Origin of the sequence: Leifsonia sp. NPDC077715, assembly GCF_040686855.1 — a bacterium.
Lineage (GTDB): Bacteria > Actinomycetota > Actinomycetes > Actinomycetales > Microbacteriaceae > Leifsonia.
Map to the genome: position 1 here is coordinate 876,817 of NZ_JBFBOG010000001.1, position 16,619 is coordinate 893,435.

Here is a 16,619-nt window from a genome sequence, read left to right on the forward strand (position 1 = left end):
GGTGGTCAACGGGAGCGAAAGCCCCCGGAGACGATCCGGCCCCATCGTTTAGCGGCCTAGGACGCCGCCCTTTCACGGCGGTAGCACGGGTTCGAATCCCGTTGGGGTCACGGTCCAACGGGTCGTCCACTACAATTCAAAAAGCAACACATCGAGGCCCTGTAGCGCAGTTGGTTAGCGTGCCGCCCTGTCACGGCGGAGGTCGCGGGTTCAAGTCCCGTCAGGGTCGCCACGGCGACAAGCCCTTCCACTCGGAAGGGCTTCCGTCTAGGTGGATGCGAGAGCATCCCCTGGCTCTGTAGCTCAGTTGGTAGAGCGTTCGACTGAAAATCGAAAGGTCACCGGATCGATGCCGGTCGGAGCCACCAAGAGAACCCCCGGATTCCAGCGGAATCCGGGGGTTCTTTGTCGGCGTCTCAGTCAGTCGCGGGCGAACGCCATCGCCGCCTCCTGTGCGAGGTCGACGAACGGCTCACCGCTGACGTCGATCGCGACACGGTGGATGACGCCCCCGGTGAACGGCCACGGCGACTCTCCCGCGTAGTCGGCGGTGACCGGTTCGGCGGTGTCCTTGCCCACGTTGAGTCCCTCCCCGGCGATGGAGAACTTGCCTGGCTGCGTCTTGATCGTCGCCGAGCCGACCGCATCCTCGCCGATGTGAAGGGTGAGCGTTCCCTCCGCGGGCATGGTGCCGGGAGTCATGTCGAAGCTGGCCGACAGGACGATGCTCCCCTGCGGGACGACGCGGTCGGATTCGACGATCTGCTCGTCCATCCCCACGAAGTTGTAGACGTACTTCAACCGGCCGCCCTTGATGTAGAGGGCGTGGCCGCCGAAGCGGGCGCCGTGCGAGAACAGCACGCCGCTCGCATCCGGGCTCTGGATGTCCACCTGAGCGGCGATCGTGTACGACCGGCTGCGGAGGTTCGGCGCAACGGCTTCGGGCACCTCCGAGCTGCCGGGATAGAACACATAACGGCTCCTCGGCTTGGCGATCTGGGGACGCTGGGTGCCGAGGATCTCGACCGCGTTGCGGTTCTCCAACGGCAGGGCTTTGTACATCCCGGCCTGCACCCACCACAGCGAGATGAGCTCCTGCAGGAGCTCGGGATGCTCGGCCGAGACGTCGTGCACCTCGCTCGGGTCGGCCGTCGTGTCGTAGAGCTCCCAGTCCTGCGCCTCGTAATCCGCCCAGGCATCCGGGGCGGAGGGCGAGACCGCTACGGCCTTCCAGCCGTCGCGCCAGAGGGCTCGCGTCCCACCCATCGAGTAGAACTGCGAGTGCTTCCCCGTCTCGGCGGTCGCGTCTGCGAACGTCTCGTCGAAGGGGACCCCCTCGATCGGGAACTGCGTGTACCCCTTCAGCGTCTCCGGCGGTTCGATCCCGAGGCAGTTGTAGATCGTCGGCACGATGTCGATGGCGTGCGTGTACTGGCGACGGCTCCCGCGTTCGGCGATCTTGGCGGGCCAGGACACGATCATCGGATCGGCCGTCCCTCCTTCGAAGTTCGAGTACCGCTTCCACAGCTTGAACGGGGTGTTGAAAGCCCACGCCCAGCCTGTGGGGTAGTGGTTGTAGGTCAGCGGGCTGCCGAGCACGTCGAGGTACTTCAGGTTGTCCTCGATGCTGTCCGGGATGCCGTTGAAGAACTTCGATTCGTTGACGGAGCCGTTGGGGCCGCCTTCACCGGACGCGCCATTATCGGAGACCAGGACGATCAGCGTGTTGTCGAGCTGACCGCTCTCTTCCAGGTAGTCGAGGAGACGTCCGATCTGGTCGTCGATGTGGCTGAGGAAACCCGCATAGACCTCGGCCATGCGCGCGAAGAGCCGCTTCTCGTCGTCGTTCAAGGAATCCCACGGACGCACGGTGTCGAGCTCGGGCCACGGCTTTCCGGTCGAGCTGGTGCGGTCGGCGTATGGATTGATCGGGGACAGTTCCGCGTTCTCCGGGAGGACGCCGAGCGCCTGCTGGCGCTGGAAGACCTCCTCGCGATACGCCTCATAGCCCATGTCGAACTTCCCCGCGTAACGGTCGGCCCACTCCTTCGGCGCGTGATGCGGGGCGTGCGTCGCACCCGGGCAGAAGTAAAGCAGGAACGGCTTCTCGGGGGCGACCGCCTTGGCGTCGCGGACGAACGCGAGCGCCTTGTCCGTGATGTCGACACTGAAGTGGTAGCCCTCCTCCGGTGTGGCCGGCTGCTCGACCGGGTGGTTGTCATGGACGAGATCGGGGTACCACTGGTTGGTCTCTGCCCCGAGGAAGCCGTAGAACCTCTCGAACCCGCGGCCCAGCGGCCACTGGCGACGCACGGACGCAAGATTCATCTCGTCCTCGGGCGTGAGGTGCCACTTGCCGACGGCATAGGTGTTCCATCCGCGCTCCCCCAGCACCTCGGCCACGTTCCCGCACTCGAACGGGATGTGACCGCTCGAGTTCGGGAATCCTGCCGCCGCCTCCGTGATACTGCCCATGCTGTTCGTGGTGTGGTTGCGGCCCGTGAGCAGGCAGGAGCGGGTCGGCGAGCAGAGCGCCGTAGTGTGGAAGTTGGTGTACGTGAGTCCGGCCTCGGCGATGCGGTTGATGTTCGGTGTCGCGATGAGACCGCCGAACGGCTCCATCGCCGAGAATCCGACATCGTCGAGCACGATGTAGAGCACATTGGGCGCGCCTTCCGGCGCCGACGGCTGCGCGTACGGACCCCAGTCCGGAGTCGATTTCGTGATGTCGAGATTGACGACGCCTTTGAACGGAACAGTCATTGTTATAACCCCCAGTCGGTTGACGCGCTCATTCTCATCCGACGCGTCCCGCCCGCACCAGGCCCGATCGCGGTGACATTCACGCGGGGAACACGCTGGCCCAGTCGTCTCTCACGCTCACGACCGTGAGGCCGTCGGCGTCGGCGGACGCGAGCGCCTCCTCGGCACCCTTGTCGTACGGCAGATCACCGCGGCCGGTGTCGTCGTCGTGATGGATCAGGAGGCTGAGGCTGCGAGGGTGCTTCTGCACGTAGCGCAGCATCGGCACGTCGCCGTTCGAGTTACCGACCGCCACGAGCGGACGCCGGCCGATCCTGCTCCAGATGCGCACGGGCTTCTCGGGCCCGTCGTCGAGGAAGCCGAAGGTGGTGCCGTAGCGCACCTCGCCGTCCGCATACTCGAGACCGACGGCAGAGCCGATGACACGCTCCGGCGGGATGCCATAGTTCGCGACCGTCATCGGCCGCATGAAGTCCCGGTCGCCACCCGACACGATGTAGCAGGTGAAGCCGTTGGCCTCCAGGTATCGCAGCAGCTCCACCATCGGCTGGTAGACCACGCTGCTGTAGGGGCGGCCCAAGGTCAGATGCTGAGCGGTCCGGTAGAACTCGTCTACGTCGCTCTCGTATTCCACGACGCTCATCCCCGCGGTCAGTTTCAACAGCGCGGCGATGATCAGGTGAAGGTCGGCGTCGTCGCCGGCGTAGTGCTTGTCGATTGCGGCGCCCAGCCACGAGAAGTCTTGGGCGGCGACCGATCGGTAGGGCTCGTTCTCCGCAAGCGACGGGTCGGCGCGCGCCGCGGCCACCCATTGCTGCACGATGAAATGCAGTTGCGTCGGCATCGGCTTCTCGGTCCACAGCGTCCCATCGTTGTCGAACACGGCGACGCGCTCCTCGACGGGAACGGCGCCGTCGCCGTCCCCAGCGACTGACTCGACGAAGTCCACGATCGCTCGTCGAGTGGAGCCGTCCCTCCACGAGGGAAGGATTCTCGATCCGAGTTCGCTGCTGTTGTCTGTCATGGACTGGCACCTTTGCTAGGACGTGTACCGGATCCTCACCCGGTCGATCGCGCCGGTGAAGGCGAAGGGGATGCGGTCGGCGAAGGCCGGGGACACCGGTCCGCCGAGCGAGCGTCCGATGTCGAGGCAGTCGTTGGCGGTGAAGATGAGCGGGGCGCTGACCGGAACGACGCCGCTGACCAACTCGTCGTCGCCCTCCCTGACCGTGATCGCCAGCGGCGACGCGGGTCGTGGCTCCAGGACCGATGTCTCGACCGTGAGCTTCACGGGGCCGGGCGCGACCGGGCGCTCGGAGCGGAGGACCGTGCGCTGGATGAGGAACAGGTTGTACTCGTAGACGAGGTGGCCGCCGTCGAGGTAGCAGACCAGCCCGCCGCCGGTGCCGCCGAGGGAGTAGAGGACGCCGTCGGCATCCTCGGGCACGGTCGCGTCGATCTCGACCACGTTGGCGCGGTTGCCGAGTGCGGGTGCGCCGAACTCCGGGATCCGGACGATGTCGCCCGTGAACGTCCACTCCCGGTACGGGCTCGAGATGCGCAGCTCCGGGTGGAACACCGGGACCCAGAGGCCTCCGCCGACCGGGAAGACGCTGTTCTTCGCCGCCTCGATCGCGAACAGCTCGCGGAGCTGCGCGAGCTTCTCCGGCTCGGCGTCGGCGAGGTCGTGGGCCTGGCTCCAGTCCTCGTCGAGGTTGTAGAGCTCCCACACGTCGTGGTCCGGCGTCCATTCCGCGATGCCGGGCGGGAGGCCGGGGAGCCAGGGGATGCGCGGCCCGAACGCGGAGGCCATCCACCCGTCGTGGTAGATGGCCCGGCTGCCCATGATCTCGAAGTACTGGGTGCGGTGGTGGGCGGGCGCGTCGGCGTCGAGCAGGGCGTCCGCGAAGCTGACGCCGTCCATCGGCTCCTGCACGACGCCGTCCACGGTGCGCGGCGGCGCGATGCCGGCGAGCTCGTAGATCGTCGGCACGACGTCGACGACGTGCGTGAACTGCGCCCGCGGACGCTGGTCGGGTGCGACGCGTGCCGGCCAGGAGATGACCAGCGGGTTCCGCGTTCCACCCAGATGAGATGCCAGCAGCTTGGTGCCCTTGTACGGGGTGCTGCCCGCCCAGCCCCAGGCCGAGTGGTACTGGTTCTCGACCTTCGGTGTCCCCAGCGCGTCGAGCCCGCCGAGCTCGTCGAGGGCCGCGATGTGCATGGGCACCGTGGACGGGATGCCGTTCTGCGCCAGCAGCTCGCTGATCGTGCCGTTCTGCCCTTCGGCGGACGAGCCGTTGTCGCCCCAGACGTACATGACGATCGTGTTCTCGCCGTAGCCGAGCTCGTCGAGCTCGTCGAGGAGACGTCCGACCTGCACGTCGGTGTACTCGGCGAAGCCGGCGGCGACCTCCATCAGCCGCGTCTGGAACGCGCGCTCCTCGGTCGGCACGTCCTCCCAGGCCTGCATGGTCTCGTCGCGCGGCGTCAGCTCCGTCTCCGGCGGGATCCAGCCCAGCTCCTTGGCCCGTGTGAAGACCCGCTCCCGGTAGGCGTCCCAGCCGTCGTCGAACCGTCCGGCGTACTTGTCCGCCCACTCCCGCATCACCTGGTGCGGGCCGTGCAGGCAGCCCGACGCCCAGTACAGGAAGAAGGGCTTGTCGGGCTGCAGCGCGCGCTGGTTGCGCAGCCAGTGGATGGCGTCGTCCGCGAGGTCCGCGCTGAGGTGGTACCCCTCCTCGGCCGTCTTCGGCGGGGGGACGAGCGTCGTGTTGCGCACCAGATTGGGCTCATACTGCGACGCCTCGCCCGCCAGGAAGCCGTAGAAGTACTCGAACCCCTGCTCGGACGGCCAGTTGTGGAACGGGCCGGCGGCGCTGGTCTCCAGGGCGGGCGTGTTGTGCCACTTGCCGAAGGCGGCGGTCGCGTACCCGTACTCGGCGAGCACCCGCGCGCACAACGCACTGCTCGCCGGGATCTCCCCCGCGTAGCCGTCCCAGTCGTTGGCGAGCTCCGCGATCTGACCGTTCCCGATGCGGTGGTGGTTCCGCCCGGTCAGCAGAGAGGCCCGGGTGGGCGAGCACATGGCGGTCGTGTGGAAGCGGTTGAAGCCGATCCCGTTCTCCAGCACGCGTGTGAGAGCCGGGGTGTGCACCTCGCCGCCGAACGTGTCCGGTAGGCCCGGCCCTGCGTCGTCGATCAGCACCACCAGGATGTTCGGCGCATCGTCCGAGAGCCGGCGCGGCACGATCCGGGGCGAGTAGGTCGAGTCGGCCAAGGTGCGCCCTGCGACGCTGGCGGACGGCGTCGGGGGGAACGGGAGAGAATCACCAGCGCTCATCGGGGGCCTCCTCGGCTCAGCTGCTCGGGCGCGCACATGCTAAAGCGGCCTCCCCGACGCTGGCTAGAGACCTCAGCGGGAGAACACCAGCCAGTTCACGTTGACGAATTCGTTCGCCGTCCCCGTCCCTGCGCCGACGAAGCGGAGGTAGACGCGGTCCGTGCCGGTCGGTGCGAGAGCGAGGCGGGCGGTCCTCGTCACCCAGTTCTGCCATCCACCCGTCGACGAGACCGGGATGCGGGCGAGTACCGGGCCCGCCGGGGATCCCGTGCGCACCTCGATCGTCCCCGTGGCGGTCGCGCCGGACGCCAGGCGCACGGACACCGATGCCGGGGCCGTGCTCCCGAACTCGACGTCGAACCAGCCGGCGAAGTCGCCGTCTGCGAGGTGGGCGAGGGCCCGGCCGCACGCCGAGTCGGCGCAGTTCTCGGTCGCGGTCCCCCGCTGGTCGTCGTAGTTAACCGCGCCGATCGTGTCGTACGCCGACTGCCCGGTCGTCGGGTGGAGTCCGTAGCCCGCGGAGAAGAGGGCGTTCTGTCCGTCACCCGCGTTGATCGGCTGCTGGCCGGCGTCGTGCATCCAGGTGACGGGCAGCGTTCCCGTTGCCGGCACCGCACCGTAGAGCACGTCCGCGATCCCCGCGCCCTCGGTGCCCGGCAGCCAGGCCTCGACGGCGGCGCGGACGGACCCGATCTGCTCGTCGATGTCGAGCGGACGGCCGCTCAGCATCACGAGCGTCACGGGGACACCGGAGGCGGTGACGCGGTCGATCAGTGCACGGTCCGACGCGCTCAGCCGCATGTCGCCGGTGTCGTCCCCTTCGAACTCCGCGTACGGTTTCTCGCCGACCACGACCACGGCGTCGTGGTAGCTCTGGTCGATGCCGGACCCGTCGCGCGAGTAGGTGACGGTGGTCCCCGGAGACACGGCGGCGCGGATGCCGCCGAGGATCGTCGTGCCCGGTTCGATGGGGCCGAGGGACCCCTGCCAGCCCATGGTCCAGCCGCCTGACTGCTGACCGATGTCGTTCGCGCCGGTTCCGGCGACGAACACCTTGCTCGCGCTCCTCGGCAACGGCAGGAGGCCTCGGTCGTTCTTGAGCACAACGGTCGATTCGGCGACGGCCTGGCGTGCGAGCGCGCGGTGCGCGGCCGAGCCGACCTGGCCGGCCAGGGACCGGTCGGCGAAGGGGTGCTCGAACAGCCCCTTCTGGAACTTCTTGGTCAAGATGCGCGAGACGGCGTCGTCGATGCGAGCCCGCGAGACGCGGCCGGCGTGGACCTCGGCGACGAGCTCGGCGTGGAAGTGCGAGTACTCGTCCGGCACCATGACGAGGTCGATCCCCGCGTTGACCGCCGTGCGCACGTCGTAGGCGGAGAGGGTGGTCTTGTCGCCGTCCAGGTAGTCGACCCCGCCGTAGTCGGAGACGAGGATGCCCGAGAAGCCGAGCTCCTTCTTCAGCACGTCGGTGAGCAGGTACGTGTCGCCATGGAGACGAGCGCCGTTCCAGCTCGAATAGCTCACCATCACCGCCGAGACGCCGCGTCGCACGGCCTCCTGGAAGGGCGGCAGGTGGATGGCGCGCAGCTGGGCCTCGCTCAGCTGCGTGTTCCCGCGGTCGACGCCCCCGGTCGTCCCGCCGTCGCCGACGAAGTGCTTGGTCAGCGCCAGCACGGAGTCCGGGGCCGACAGCGACGAGCCCTGCTCGCCGGTCACCATGGTCGTCATCGACGAGACCAGGGCGGGATCCTCGCCGAACGACTCGTAGGTGCGACCCCAGCGGTCGTTCCGGACCACGGCCACCGTCGGCGCGAAGTTCATGTCGATGCCGAGCGCGCTGACCTCCTGGGCGACGGCGTGGCCGATCCGCTGGACGAGCGCCGGGTCGTGCGTCGCGCCGAGACCGATGTTGTGCGGGAAGATCGTCGCGCCGTGCACGTTGCCCGCGCCGTGCACGGCATCCATCGCGTAGAGCATCGGGATGCCGAGGCGGTTGCGCAGGGCGGCCCGCTGGAAGCCGTCGTACATGTCCTCCCAGCCGGCGACCCTGTTGCTCGCCGGCGCCGAGGTGCCCGCCGAGAAGCCGGCGCCGATCATGCCGCTCGCGAGTCCGTCGTCGGACAGCCAGCGCCGTTCGATGAGGGTCATCTGGCCGATCTTCTCGTCGAGCGTCATCCGGCCCAGGAGGTCGGCGACCCGCGTCGGAACGCTCTTGCTGGGATCCTGGTACGGGAGGGGCGCCGCGTGCGCCGACATGGGGACTCCCACGATGAGGGCGGCGCCGACGAGTGCGGCGGCCGTGGCCGCGATCGTGCGGGGATGCATCCGGATGTTCACGTTCGGCTCCTTGCGAGGATCGGAACTCGTGCACTCAGCGCCGTTGCCGGATTGCGGGCGAGATTAGCAGTCGCGGCGGTCGCGCGATAGGTGCGGCATCCGCCGCGCACGCCTCACGGCACGATGGTCGGCACCAGCCCGCCATCGACGCCGAGCGACCGGCCGGTCGTGGCCGAGGCCTGGTCGGATGCCAGGTAGGTGACCATGTTGGCCACTTCGACCGGGCGGATGACGCGGCCGAGCAGGGATCCCGCCGCGCGCCCCTCCTCGACGAAGCGCGCTTCCTGCTCCTCGCGGCTGAGTCCGGGATAGATGTCGTCCCACATCGCGAGAACGCCCTCGCTCATCGTCGGGCCCGCCAGGACGCTGTTCACCGTGACCCCGCTGCCGGCGAGCTCCTGCGCGAAGCCGCGGGAGATGGCGAGCTGCGCGGTCTTGCTCATGCCGTAATGGACCATGTTGGTCGGAGGCTGCACCCCGGCCTCGCTGCTGATGAAGATGACCCGGCCGCGCCCCCGCTCGGCCATCCGGGGTGCGTAGTGGCGCGTGAGTCGGACACCGGAGAGGACGTTCAGCTCGAAGATCCGACGCCAGCCGTCGTCGTCGATCTCGAACACGGGCTCCGCGACGAAGACCCCGGCGTTGTTGACGAGGATGTCCACATCCGGGACCTGTTCGATGAGCTGCTGCGCACCGTCAGCGGTACCGACATCGGCGGCGACACCGGTGACACCGAGCCGGTCGGCCACCTCGGCCACCCGGCCGGGATTGCGTCCGTTCACGATCACGTCCGCGCCGGCCTGCTGCAGCACCTCTGCGATGGCCAGGCCGATTCCTGCGGTGGACCCGGTGATCAGAGCGCGCTTGCGGGTGAGATCTATGAACATGACGCCTCCTTGGCGGGATCACGTTCGAATGATGGCCCCCAGCGCCCCCGGCTGCCTAGGCCCGATCACGCGAACGGCAGGGCGGCCAGACCTAGGGAGTCGGGAGCGGCGTCGGGGTCTCGGTCGGCTGGGTCGAAGGCTCGGGAGTCGGTGCGTCCGAGGGCGCCGTCGTCTGCACAGGTGCGGGCAAGGGCGTGGCCGTCGGACCCGGTGTCGGACCATCCTCGGGCCGGGGCTGCCCCGACGACGTCGGCTGCGGAGCCTGCGTGGCACCCGGACCGGGCGATGCGGGCGCGCCGCCGGCCGGCGTGGCGGACGGGTCCTGACCGACGATCGCTTTGAGCTGCTGCTCGTACGCCAGGAGCTGCGCCTGCACATCGGTCAGCGACTGGCCTTCGATCGTCTTCGAGTAGGCCATGATCTCGGCCCAGAGCGCGTTCAGCTTCGCGAGGGTCTGCGCATCGGGCATGGCGTCGACCGTCAGGACGAGCTGGTGGGCGACCGCCGCCGTCACGCAGTCCACGCAGCCGTAGTTGGCCGCGACGGCGAGGTTCTGCGGGATGACCACGTCGGATTGACCCACGACGAGCACGACCTGGAACCCCACGGCGACCGTGGTGCAGCCCGAGCAATCGGCGAAGGCGTAGGCGGAGTTCGTGTTCAGGGCCGATTGGCCTCCGGTCACCCACACGAGCGCGAAGGCGACGTCGTAGAGCACCGAACCGTCCGTGGTGTTGACCGCGAGCGCCTGGTTGTCGCCGGGCTTCGGTGGAGCCGGCTTGCTGAAGGGGAACACCCACGACGGGGAGGTGCCGTCCCGGGGGATGAGCACCGTCGCGAGCTGCGGATGGTCCGCGGTCGGCCGGGCCGCGCCCGCGGGCCAGATGGTCTGCAGTTCGCCCGCGGAGCCGGCGGCGATGCGCTCCGAGCGGGAGGCGGGGCTCAGGATGTCGGAGATCGTCCCGCGCTCGTACGACTGGATCGGGCGGTACGCGTGCGGGGACGGCCACCACGCGAACGCGAGGCCGCCGACCATGGCGAGCACGAGCGCCCCGGCGGCAGCGCGACGGCCCGGCCGCCCGCGCGTCCCGGTCCAGAGCCGAGTCAGGCCCGAACGCGAGAGGCGGGAGAGGATGTACAGGGTGCCGAGGATGGGAAGTGCGACGGCCGCGATCAGCACGCACTGCGCCATCCCGGCGCCGATGTCGCCCCGACCGAACGCGGCGCCCAGCAGCTGGACGCGCTCGGCGATCGCCACGGCCGCGGTGGCGACGACGCGCGGAAGGGTGAGCACCATCATCACGAGCGAGAACAGGAGCAGCGGGACCACCACGAGCACCCAGACGCAGACCACCGCGCGCGCCCACGGCCGGAGCGTCCGCGACTCGGGCCGCCCCCACCGCCAGGGCAGCAGCCCGAGGAGCGTCGGCTTGATGCGCTGGAACAGGTCGGGGACCCCGGTCAGGTCCGCGAGCACGTGGTACCCGTCGAAACGCATCGTCGGCAGCAGTTGGTGGACCATCTGCAGCAGTTGCGTGAGGACGACCAGCAGGAGCGCATCCCACCGGGTCGCCCACCAGATGCCGACGATGATGACGGCGACGATGGCGTTGAAGTACAGGCCGCCCAGGTCGGTCCGCACCCGCCCGGCGCGACCCAGCCGGTAGGAGTCGGTCACATCGGTGAAGAACGCCGGCCAGAACAGGTAGAGGCCCGCGCCCATCCGGCCCGGCGTGGCGCCGCCGTACCGTGCGGCGGCCGCGTGGCCGAACTCGTGGAACGCGGCCGAGAGCACGGTCACCGCGACCACCAGGAGGAGCACACCGGGGTCCTGGAACGCGTGATACGTGGCCGCAGCCAGGCCCTCGACCATCAGCAGCCACCAGCAGGCGGCCACGAACAGGGCGACCACCGGGATGACGACGAGCGGATGGAACAGCCGCGAGAACGGCGTGGTCACGCGCCGGGTGATGGCCGGGTCGGCGATCTGCGTGCGGAAACGCAGCCCGAGAAGCGGGTCCGACCGTTTCACCTCCGGTTCGGTTCCGTCGGCGCGGGTCAGCAGTCCGAGCGGGCGCAGGGAGGCGTCGATCAACTGGGCGACGTCCTCTGGACGCACCAGTCGGCCCGTGCGCGCGGTCACGCGGTCCGCGATTTCGCGGAGATCGCTCCGCCCGTCCACCTCATCCAGGACGGCGAACAGCAGTGGCGTGAGCTGGAGCGTCTGGCCGTCGCCGCGACGCGCAAGCGACGGCGGCTCCCGGTACCCGGAGCCGCGCATCGCGCCGATGAGCTCGACGCCCGACGCGCGGACCGGGACCTCGGAGAGCCGCGCAGGCCCGGCGGAATCGGCGGTGTCGGCGGGCTGGTGCGCCTCCCCCGCTGCGACCGGGGAATCCGGTGTGACGGTCACGCTCGGTTACGGCTGCGTCGGCGCCTGCGCCGGCGTCTCGCCGATGGACGACTCCTGGCCCGCCGTCGCATCGGCCGAGCCGGTGATGTTCTGGTTGATGACCGCGTCCTGGTGCGAGACGGCTGCGGCCTGGCTGTCGATGGAGCCGATGTTCGCCGCGACGCTCGCGTCGATCGGCGCCGCCACGTTCGCGTTCGCCGCGACCGCACCGTTGATCGGCGCCGCGATGTGGGCGTCGGCGGCGGCGTTGATGTCAACGTTGAGGAGGCTGCCGTCGGTGATCGAGCCTGGGACAGCCGTCCCAGCGCTCGGCGCCGGCGCCGTGGTCGTGTCGGCGGCGGGCGCCATGTCGCTGACCTGGTGCGAGTTGGCGACCGCATCGGCGTCGATGCCCTGCTGGATGGCCGCGGACTGATCGGCGCCCGCGACGGCGGTCGATCCGGCCGAGAGGACGTTCGCACCCGCGGACGCCTCGATCGGAGCGGCGACGTTCGCGTTCGCTGCGACGCCCAGGTCGACCGGCGCGACGAGGCCGAGCCCGAGGTTGAGGTCAGCGTTCAGATCGAGGATGGAGGCCACCTCCTTGTCCGGCAGAGGCGTGACGCCCTCGGCCGCGAGCTCGTCCGCGGAGAGAGGCTGGAGGTCGTTGGCGGTCTCGTCGTTCATCTACGGCTCCGTTTCCGGCGCGCGGCGCGCGCCCTCCGAGCGCAGCGGCGCGCTGCGCGTTGACGACGGGAAACGTACCCGCGGTATGCGGCGGGGAAAGACCGTTCACCAGCGCGCGATTCCGTGATATTGCCGCTGGCCCAGCGGTATGCCCGCAGCATGGGCGACCGGCGAGGCCGTCCCGGTCCGATGACGCGGAATCGCCGCTACGCCCCCCGTCCCGCCGCGGGGCCGTCCGCCTCCACCACCAGCCCGAGGTCGCGGAGCTCGCGCTCCGACTTGCCCGCGATCTTCCGCCCGAGCAGGGGTCTGCCGTCGTTGTGCTTGTAGACGCCGGCGGGCTCTTTGGCGAGCGGCTCCTCCCAGCCGAAGTAGAGCGCCATCATGCGCAGCACGTACCCGATCACGAAGGAGATCCCCGCAGCCCACCAGGTGTTCAGCCCGAGCGCGGTGCAGATGATCCAGATGATGCCGGTGAGGGCTGCGATGCTGACGAACCACTCCCCCTGGATGAAGTGCTTCGGCGTCACCCCGCTCGACACATCCACGTACCACCGTCCGGCCGTCGGGCCGATCACCGCGAGCGCGAGGACGCCGAGGATCGGCAATCCGACCGACTCGCCCTTCTGCGCGCCGACGATCGCATAGAGCGGTAGCGAGAACGAGGTGAAGAACTGGAACACACCCTCGCGGAACAGCTGCCCCTGACCGTAGGCGATCAGGTACCCGATGATGCCGAAGATCAGCGCGAGCGTGATGTACGCGGGGTTGCTGAGCGCACCGGGCACCTGGTTGACGATGATGTCCCGCGTGATGCCGCCGCCGAGGCCCATCAGCAGCGCCATTCCCAGCACCCCGACCACCGTGAAGTTCTTGTAGTGATCGGGGCGCCGGGCGAGCAGGGCGCCGTTGAGGGCGTTGGTCGACGCGGCGATCAGGTCGAGGGTGGTGAAGTCGCCGAAGAACTTCCACCCGCCGACATCGATCGTGGATGCCGTGACCACCTGCTCGAGCATGACCCTCACGCCCCCGCGTGATGGGAGATGCCGTGATCGGGCTGGTGGTCCTTCACGTCGACGGTCGCCGGGTTCGCCGGATGCAGGGTGGTGACGTACTGCACGATCGGCCCGATCTGCAGGTGCTCCTGAGGCACGAGCTCCCCCGGCTTCGGCGGCGTGTACGGGTCGGGCGTGCCCGGCTTGATGGGCGGTTCCATCGCCAGCGACTTGAGGAAGGCCGCCGCGGCCGCAGCCATGGGGTGCACGACCCAGGCGTGCGGGAAGTCGACCTGGTGCTCCTCCCGCGGGTCCCACTCCAGGTTGAACAGGTTCGGCGTGGCCAGCGCCGACCACGTGGAGTAGAAGTCGTCCTGCTGGAAGAGGTGGATCTTCCACTGGTGCCACTTGATGGCCTGCAGCCGGTTGCCGTTCATGTGCAGGACGACGTCGCGTCCCGACTCCCCGGCGTCGCCGAGCAGGAAGTCGCGCATGTCCATCCCGTCGATCTTCCGGTCGGCGGGCAGGGTGCCGCCGCCCGCGAGCACCAGTGTCGAGAACAGGTCCACCTCGTGCACGAGCTCGTTGCTGACCCGCCCCGCAGGCACCTTTCCCGGCCAGCGGATGATGCACGGCGTCCGGTTGGAGCCCTCGAGCGTGGTGAACAGCGAGCCGCGCCAGATGCCGGAGAACCCGTCCCACTGACCGCCCAGCGGATCGGGGTCGCTCGCCGGCAGCTTGTAGGTGGAGTCGCCGCCGTTGTCGGACGCCCACACCACGATGGTGTCGTCGGCGATGCCGAGCGCATCCAGCTCGTCGAGGATCCTCCCGGTGAAGTCGTCCATCTGGGTGAGGATGTCGGCCCAATTGCCGTGCTTCGTCGTGCCTGCATACTCCGGGTCCGGGATGGGCGGGATGTGGACCTGCGTGTAGGGCAGGTAGGTGTAGAACGGCTTCCCCTCGTCGTGCGACCGGCGCATGAAGTCGATCGCCCACTCGGTGATCTTGCGGTCGAAGCCGGCGCGGAAGTCGGCGTCGTACGTGCCGACGACCTCGTGCTGCTCGCCCTTCCTGCGCGAGTAGATCGGCTCGTACTCCAGCGGGATCTCGAGCGGACCCGTGTACGGCGCCGCCGTCACCGTGCCGTTCGGGAAGTAGGACTGCGTCGTCCACAGCACCTCGTCCGCCGTGCGCGGCGACCACACCGCCTCGTCGAAACCGAAGTCGATGGGGCTGCGCGCCTCCGGGTCGCTGCCGAGGTGCCACTTGCCCCACATCCCGGTCGCATAGCCGGCGTCGGAGAGCGCCCTCGCGCTGGTCACCTCCCACTGGGTCATGCCGTCCGCTCCGCCGGTGACGTCGACGGTCTGCGTGCCCGATCGGATGGGGTGACGGCCGGTGAGAAGGGCCGACCGGCTGGGCGTGCACTGCGACTCCACGTTGAAGTTGAGGAGCTTCAGCCCTTCTCCGGCGAGCGCGTCGATGCGCGGCGTCGGGGCACCGCGCAGCACACCGCCCCCGTAGCATCCGAGCTCGCCCCAGCCGAAGTTGTCCCAGAAGAAGACCACGATGTTGGGCTGCTTGTCATCGGCCATGTCCCTGCCTCGCTTTTCCGTTGCGTCGTTGTGGGTATTCGGTTGTCAGAGGCCGCCGCTGCGGACCACGGCGCCCGACCCTGACGGGACGAACGCGACGATGGCGTGCTCGGAGGCGATGTCGGAGAGGGCGTCGAGCACAGGCCCCGGAGGGGGCCCGGACGTCCAGGCGAGGATCGCGGATGTCCCGTCGGGGAGCAGCGAGGAGACGCTGCGCAACCGACGCGCAGAGATGCTGCGGCCGGCCCAGAGGCCGTACAGGGCGCCGGCGAAGACGCCGAATATCGCCCAGCCGATCCCCGTGAGGAGACCGACGCGAAGCAGGCCGCCCCCGAACGCTCCGGAGACCGCTCCGAAGACGAGCCCGAACAGGCCCCAGCTGACGATGTTGCTGCGGACCATGGCCGCGCTGCCGAACGTCGGGTCGGCGACGTGCCGCCGACCGCGCGGGTCCGTCCGGACGACGAGCTCGATCTGCGCGGAGGTCGCGATCGCGTGGTCGGACTTCACCTTCCCTGCGACCACGTGGGCGGTGCCGGGGTGCCGGTAACGGACGACGATCATGCTCGCGAGCGCGGCCGCGTCCGGCGGGAGGGAGGTCGCCTCGGGGACGACTCCGCCGGAGGACCACGTCGATCCGGAGACGCTGAGGTCGTCGGCGACACCGACGATGCTCGCTGTGGTCGGCGACAGTTTCGCGGCACTAGAGAGGAGAGCGTCCTGATCGGTCGTCTCGACGAAGAGGAGGAGGGCCGACGACTTGGGCGGCAGGTCCTTGCCGATGGTGGCGAGTTCGGCCTTCGAGGCGTGGTGGACGCTGTAGTAGGTGTTGAGGTACCCGCACAGGGCCCCGAGCGGAGCCCAGATCAGCACCCCGACCCAGCCGTTGGCGACCAGCCCGAACAGCCCCCAGGTGACCAAGGGGACCAGTGTGCCTGCGACGACGCGGCGGGGATCATGAACGTTGACACGGTGCCGCGAGTCCACGGAAAGGACCACGGCGTCGAGCACGGGAGCACCGGCCGCGCGCAGTTCCGAGTCGAGCCGGCCGCGGGCCTTCCCCGCCTCGTCCGCCGCCGAGAAGCAGGCGAGAAGCACGGCGAGCCTGTCACCGGTCATGTCAGCACCCCCTTCGAGTCGTGCGATTCGGCCACAGGGTAGGACGCGGCCGAACGCCCGCGAAATGCAGTTATCCGGCGGGGTTCTGGTCATCCGTTGGACGGACGCGCGGGGCGCCGTTACCTCGTTAGCGTCGGAGCATGGGGATGGATGGCGACGACGCGCGGCTATCGGGCTGCCGCTCGGTGCCGGCGGCCGTCTGGCTGCTCCTGGCGCACGCCGTCGTCACGGTCGTACTGATAGCGACCACGTTCGCCTACGGGCTGAGCCTCGACGCGACCATCGGTCGCGATGAGCTGTACCGGCTCGAGCCGGCGTTCGGCTGGGCGATCGCCGGCGCCTTCCTCCCGCTCCCCGTCGCGACGGTGGCAACGTGGCTTCTCGAACCTGTCCGGTCGGACCGCGCGTGGGTCGCCCCGGCGGTCGGGATGTGCGCCAGTGTCGCGTTGTGCGTCGCGATGCTGCCGCTCATCCATCCCGCGCCGGTCACCGGCGGCTGAG

11 protein-coding genes and 3 tRNA genes are annotated in these 16,619 nt (G+C 69.3%); 4 read left to right on the forward strand and 10 right to left on the reverse strand.

The window, feature by feature from the left end:
- Positions 1–37: 37 nt before the first annotated feature.
- The 3 genes from AB0P25_RS04390 to AB0P25_RS04400 all read left to right on the forward strand — a co-directional run bounded on the left by AB0P25_RS04390 (position 38) and on the right by AB0P25_RS04400 (position 368).
- Positions 38–110, forward strand: a tRNA-Glu gene (locus tag AB0P25_RS04390).
- A 45-nt stretch (positions 111–155) separates the two neighbouring features.
- Positions 156–232: transfer RNA gene (locus AB0P25_RS04395), tRNA-Asp, on the forward strand.
- A 60-nt stretch (positions 233–292) separates the two neighbouring features.
- Positions 293–368, forward strand: a tRNA-Phe gene (locus AB0P25_RS04400).
- 52 nt (positions 369–420) lie between these two features.
- On the opposite strand, the gene AB0P25_RS04405 is transcribed toward AB0P25_RS04400, so the two are convergent.
- From AB0P25_RS04405 to AB0P25_RS04450, 10 genes are all read right to left on the reverse strand, one after another.
- Positions 421–2,763: an arylsulfatase gene (locus AB0P25_RS04405; RefSeq protein WP_363805612.1), complete on the reverse strand. Its 2,343-nt coding sequence runs from the start codon at positions 2,761–2,763 to the stop codon at positions 421–423.
- 79 nt (positions 2,764–2,842) lie between these two features.
- The gene (locus AB0P25_RS04410; protein WP_363805613.1) at positions 2,843–3,787 is read right to left on the reverse strand and encodes an HAD family hydrolase; all 945 of its coding nucleotides are present in this window, start codon (positions 3,785–3,787) and stop codon (positions 2,843–2,845) included.
- A gap of 15 nt (positions 3,788–3,802) precedes the next feature.
- A complete protein-coding gene (locus tag AB0P25_RS04415) occupies positions 3,803–6,106 on the reverse strand; it encodes an arylsulfatase (RefSeq protein ID WP_363805614.1) in 2,304 nt (767 codons plus the stop codon).
- A 72-nt stretch (positions 6,107–6,178) separates the two neighbouring features.
- The gene (locus AB0P25_RS04420) at positions 6,179–8,443 is read right to left on the reverse strand and encodes a glycoside hydrolase family 3 N-terminal domain-containing protein (RefSeq protein ID WP_363805615.1); all 2,265 of its coding nucleotides are present in this window, start codon (positions 8,441–8,443) and stop codon (positions 6,179–6,181) included.
- A gap of 113 nt (positions 8,444–8,556) precedes the next feature.
- Positions 8,557–9,330, reverse strand: coding sequence for an SDR family oxidoreductase (locus AB0P25_RS04425; RefSeq protein ID WP_363805616.1), 774 nt, complete (start codon positions 9,328–9,330; stop codon positions 8,557–8,559).
- A 91-nt stretch (positions 9,331–9,421) separates the two neighbouring features.
- Positions 9,422–11,743, reverse strand: a complete 2,322-nt coding sequence (locus AB0P25_RS04430; RefSeq protein WP_363805617.1) for a hypothetical protein — start codon at positions 11,741–11,743, stop codon at positions 9,422–9,424.
- A gap of 6 nt (positions 11,744–11,749) precedes the next feature.
- The gene (locus AB0P25_RS04435; protein WP_363805618.1) at positions 11,750–12,409 is read right to left on the reverse strand and encodes a peptidoglycan-binding protein; all 660 of its coding nucleotides are present in this window, start codon (positions 12,407–12,409) and stop codon (positions 11,750–11,752) included.
- Positions 12,410–12,615: 206 nt separating this feature from the next.
- On the reverse strand, positions 12,616–13,425 hold the full coding sequence (locus AB0P25_RS04440; protein WP_363805620.1) for a TRIC cation channel family protein: 810 nt from the start codon (positions 13,423–13,425) through the stop codon (positions 12,616–12,618).
- Between the two features lie 5 nt (positions 13,426–13,430).
- A complete protein-coding gene (locus AB0P25_RS04445; RefSeq protein WP_363805621.1) occupies positions 13,431–14,999 on the reverse strand; it encodes a sulfatase-like hydrolase/transferase in 1,569 nt (522 codons plus the stop codon).
- Between the two features lie 45 nt (positions 15,000–15,044).
- Positions 15,045–16,118: a hypothetical protein gene (locus tag AB0P25_RS04450; RefSeq protein ID WP_363805623.1), complete on the reverse strand. Its 1,074-nt coding sequence runs from the start codon at positions 16,116–16,118 to the stop codon at positions 15,045–15,047.
- Positions 16,119–16,258: 140 nt separating this feature from the next.
- Between AB0P25_RS04450 and AB0P25_RS04455 the strand changes: the two genes are divergently transcribed.
- Positions 16,259–16,618 carry a hypothetical protein gene (locus tag AB0P25_RS04455; RefSeq protein ID WP_363805624.1) on the forward strand — a complete coding sequence of 120 codons (360 nt, stop codon included), beginning with the start codon at positions 16,259–16,261 and terminating at the stop codon, positions 16,616–16,618.
- The last annotated feature ends 1 nt before the right edge of the window (position 16,619 follow it).